This window comes from Kitasatospora sp. NPDC059973, assembly GCF_042737525.1.
GTDB lineage: Bacteria > Actinomycetota > Actinomycetes > Streptomycetales > Streptomycetaceae > Kitasatospora.
This window is the reverse complement of sequence record NZ_JBHWUI010000302.1, coordinates 1-5005: the sequence shown is the minus strand read 5'-3', so window position 1 is coordinate 5005 and position 5005 is coordinate 1. Positions and strand designations below refer to the sequence as shown.

Below are 5005 nucleotides of genomic sequence, written 5' to 3'. Positions count from 1 at the left end.
CGTCTCCCGACGGGCCCGCCCCACCCGGGCCCCCCTCGGCCGGGTCACCGGCCCGCCGCCGGGGCCGCCCCGGGGCCCCGCCCGAACCGGGCGAGCACCCCCTCGACGATCCGCTCGACGGCCGCCTCGATCAGTGCCTCGACCCACTCCGGCAGCACCGGCGCGGCACCGCCCGTACGGGCTGCGGACGGGCCGTCAGACGGCCGCACGGGGCCCGGTCGGGCCGCGCCCCCGACCGGGGCGCGGTCGGCCACGGGCGGGGCCGCCTCGACCACCGGGGCGACCCGCCGGGGGAGCGCGACCGGCCCCGCCTCGGCCTCGACCGTCGAGAACTGCACCGGCACGGCCGCCAACCGGCGGACCCGCTCAACGAGCATGGTCCCGGCTTCCTCCGTCGCTCGCTGCTGCGCGTGGTCGCGGGCCGCCGCGAGCGCCTCCTCGACGGTGTCGAAGTGGCCGAGGTTCTCCAGCCTGACGGGGACCGAGGTCCCCAGGATGACCCCGCCGACCTGCGCCATGACGTGCCAGCGGTTGCGCTTGTTGATCTCGTAGACGAACCCGTGCCCGTCCAGCAGGGCCCACCACTCCTGAGCCCACCCGGGATTCACCGGGGCGACGCTCTCCCCCTCGATCAGGGCCCCGGGGAACTCCGGGTCGGGGCCGCGCTCGGCCCGCCGCCGCGCCTGGATCGCCTCGCCCGCTTCCCGCCACGCGGCCCGCCCTGCCTCATCGGCGATCCGGTAGGCCGCGCGCCGCCGGAGTCGCGCCTCCTCCTCGGCGACCGCCGCCGGGGTCGGCTCCGCCCCGGCCGGGGCAGCCTCGACCACCGGCTCGACCGGTCGCGCGCTGGCGGTGTCCCTGTCAAGTCCCCCGGAAGTCGGGAGGTTCTCCGGGGCCGCCTCGACCACCGGCTCGACAAGCGCCGTCAGCTCGTCCACGCGGGCGGTAACGGGGTAGGTGTCGCCGTCCAGCAGCACCCAGCAGAATCCGTCGGTGCCGCGCAGACCCCGGTACTCCGCCGGCTTCCCGCTGCGGGTGGTCACCCGCTGCCGGTGCTCGAACCGCGGTCCCTGGCGCTGCTCCTGCTCGGCCGCCAGCTGGGCCAGCGTCACCCGGGCAATCCCGCCCGACAGGTACGGGGAACGGCGGAGCCGCGCGTCCTCGGCCGCCCGGGGGTCGGCCGGGGCCGCCTCGACGACCGCCTCGACGACCGGGGCGGGCTCCGGCATGACCAGACCCGACCCCTTGGGCGGAAGCCACTCCGCGTAGGAGACCGGCGCGGGCGGGACCGTCGCCCCAGGAACCTCGGCCATGTCCTCGAACGGCAGTTGAGCCGGGGCCACGCCGGAGAGGGAACGGGCCGTGCACCCGTTCACGGTGTGCGTGTACTCGGTGGCCCGCATGGTGCGCTTGTACCGGTGGAGAACCCAGTACTCGCCGGTGACCGCGCTCCGGTCGTTGGTCAGAAACCAGTCGTTCGCCCCCGGGGCCTGCGACCAGACGCACGCGGAGTAGGTCTGTCCGTCCTGCTCCGTCCACTCCACCCAATCGCCGATCTTGAACGGCTCGGGCTGCCACTGCGGAGCGTCCGGCGACTTGGGAAGTCGCACCTTCGGGGCGGTGTGCTTCGCGGGCTTCCACTTCGGCGCGCCCTTCTCCTGGGCAGCGACGTTCGACAGCATCTCGGCGCGGTACGCCTCGTGATTCTCGCGGTGCGGGTAGTCGTCCGGCAGCGTCGGCAGCGTGTAGCGGAGCCGCCCGTCCGCAGACGTGAACACCTCGCGGTACTCGGTGCTCGCCAGCTCGGGCAGTCGCGCGCCGGCCGTGCCCCTGTCAAGTTCCGGGGACGTCCGGGGGGTCTCCGGGGTCACCTCGACCACCGGCTCGACCGGGGCCGCCGCCGGGGCGGGAACGTGCCCGCACCCCTGGCACCGGCCGTCCTCGACGACCATCTCGCGGCACCGGCACGCCGGGCACAGCGCCCGGGCAGCCCGGGCCGCCTCCTCGGCGTCCACCGGTCGCGCGCTGGCCGTGCCCCTGTCAAGTCCTGCGGAAGCCGCGGACTTCTCCGCCGGCGCGGCCGGGGCCTTCCCGTTCTCCTCGCACCACCGAAGCCACGCCGACTCGTCCACCGGCAGCGACCCGCCGCCCGTCGCGTACTCCTTGGCGAACGCCTTCGCGCTGTCCTTGTCGGTCCGCTTCCGCGCCCACACGCGCGCGCTGCGGAACGTCTTGCCCATGGCGTCGAGCCGCGCGTCGCGCTCCAGCTCCTCGGCAGTCTTGGGCACGTAGGACAGGCACCCGTCAACGAGTCCGAACGTGAACCCGTCCCGCCACGCCAACCCGGTCCACGACCCGATCACGTAACCGCACTTGCCGTTGCCGCACTTATCCATGCCCGCACCGGCCATCCCGATGAGCCGCACACCGCAGCGCGGGCAGGGAACCCGCGCTTCCCGCTTCGCGGCGAACTCAGCCTCGGCCGCCGCCGCGCGCTCCCGCGCCTCGGCGTTCCGCCGCTCCTGCTCGGCCGCGCGCTCCTGGCGCTCCTGCTGCTGCCGCGCCCGGTCCGCCGCCGCTTCCTCCGCCGTCGCGAGGGACAGACGCTCGGCGGGAACGTCAACGGACGTGCCGTAACCCGCTTCCCGCACCCGGAAGCACCCGTTACGGGTGTAGCCCATCACCTCACCGACGTACCGCTCGTTGAGCGTGCCAGCGTCCGGAGCGACCCACACAGCGGCCCCACGCTCGAACCGGTCGCGCACCTCCTCGACCGGCTGCGCCACCGGGGCCGGTGCGACAACCGGGGCCGGAGTCTCGACAACCGGCTCGACCGGGGCCGACTGCGCCCGGGTGTACTCCTCCAACAGGTCGAGCTGTGCGTGTCCGGCGTCGCCGAGCGACGTCACCTGCGCGTCACCGATGAACCATCCGACCGTGCCACCCGGAGTGGACGCGAAGATCATGCGCACGGCGCGCGGCCGGGACAGCGTCCGCTTGCCCTCCGACTGCACCACGACGAAATACCCGGTCATGTCGGTGCGGTCGTTGCGGTTGTAGTCGCTGCCCGCTTCGCTCCACACCTGCCCGATGTACTCGACGGTGTTCCGGCCGTCCGTTCGCGACCAGCGGACGACGTCACCGGGCGCAAACTCGTTGATCTTGAACCCGTCCTTGTCCGGGGTGATGCTGAGCCGCAGCGGCGTGACCCGCGCAGCGCGCCACTTCTTCGCAGGCTTGTCCGCCGCCGCCGCAACCGCCGCCCGGGCGTCCAGCTCAACCGCCCGACGCTTCGCGACGTGCGCCCGGATCGCAGCCTCGGCGTTCTCCTTACCGATCACGAACGACTCACGCCACCCGGGCAGACGCACCGGCCGCCCGTCCCGGGTGACGTACAGGCGGTTCGCGCCCGACACCATCCGCTCCTCGACCTTGAACACCATCCGGCGCCACGTGGCGGTGACGATGTGGTTGAGGCCGTCCGAGAGCTTGCGCCAGGTGAGACCAACGTCCGTGGTGTGGTCGGCGGGAACCGCTGCCATCTCGCGGTTGTACATGGCAGCGCCCTTCTGACCGAGCTCACGGGACGGGTTCACGACGGACGCAACAGCCATGGAGAGCACTCCTCGACTCGGCCCCCCGGCTTGTCCGGTGGGCGATGACTCCACTCTAGGGGAAGTTATATAACTTCCGCAAGCTCAACTCTCCCATCCGCCACACCGAACCCGCCACCGGGTGCACGGGGCCGGCCCGGACCGTTCCCGCCACGGGGTGCACGGCCGATCAGGCATCCAACTAGCAACACACAAAGGCGAGTTGACCGGCGACACCGAACCCGCCACCCGGTGCACCGGGTCGGCCGCCGTTCCCGCCACACCCGTGCACCCCCTCGACCACCCCGTCACCCGGTGCACCGGGGCCGGCCCGCACCGAACCCGCCACAGGGTGCACGGCCACCGAATCGCGCCCAACTGCACGGCTAACCCAGGGAGTTGATAGGCGACGTCAACCGGCCCGAGTGGGGCCGGCCCGCCGCCACCGTTCCCGCCACGCTGCGCCGCACCGGCCCCGGGCCGTTCCCGCCACGGGGTGCACGGCCGCCGCCGACCGTTCCCGCCACCCGGTGCACCGGCCGGCCGCCGTTCCCGCCACACCCGTGCACCCCCTCGACCACCCCGCCACCCGGTGCACCCCCACCGGCGGGCCGTACCCGCCACACCCGCAACCCGCCGGATTTGCCCTCAACTAGCTTTCTGGCAAGCCGAGTTGATCCACCCGGGGCCCGACCGTTCCGCGAGCACCGACCCGCCGCCGACCGTTCCCGCCACCCGGTGCACCGGGCCGGCCCCGCACCGAACCCGCCACGGGGTGCACGGGCCCGGCCTCCGAACCCGCCACGCTGCGCACCACACGCCGGAGGGGGTCGAGCCGCAATGCGCCCGAGAAGGGGCCTAGCCGCCGTTCTGACGGCCGCACGCGCCGAGTGGGTCCACCGATGCCAAGTGACCCCCGCGCGCGCCTAAGGGGCCGGTGTGTCCGTTCTCGCGAGTGTAGGTCTTTCGGGCGGGTCTGTGGATAAAGGGTGCATGGTTTGGCGGGTTTGGGGCTGACCAGGGAGAACGCACCGAACCCGCCACCCGATGCACCGTCAAGCCCCGTTCTCTGTAAGGGTCAAAACTTTCGTGGTGACTATTACTCGAACAGTCAGATAGAAACCGTTTTCATGTGACCATGCGTCAGAAATGCCCTTTTCGCAGGTCAGAACCGAACCCGCCAAACCGTGCACCCCCCTCTCTGTGTTCGATTTCGAGCCTGTGGAAAAAGGGTGCACGGTTTGGCGGGTTCGGTAAACGATCTTGAGGGGGGCCCGAGGCCAAATCGGGCTGAAAGCGGGTCTGACCTGCGGAAAGTCAGTTATCCACAGGGGTGCACGGTTTGGCGGGTTTCACCTAGTAGTTAGTCCTCGACGAAGGAGAGGAGCGGTCCGCGAAGCGGACCGATGGGC

At 72.2% G+C, this 5005-nt stretch carries 1 protein-coding gene; it reads right to left on the bottom strand.

From position 1 onward, the window contains the following. Window positions 1-44: 44 nt before the first annotated feature. Entirely contained in the window at window positions 45-3614 is a 3570-nt protein-coding gene (locus ACFWA9_RS38160) for a hypothetical protein (RefSeq protein ID WP_380393983.1), read from the bottom strand. Window positions 3615-5005 lie beyond the last annotated feature (1391 nt).

What these genes read in the sequence shown, in the direction of transcription:
- ACFWA9_RS38160 (WP_380393983.1), bottom strand. Translation starts at nt 3,614, where the DNA reads ATGGCTGTTGCGTCCGTCGTGAACCCGTCCCGTGAGCTCGGTCAGAAG.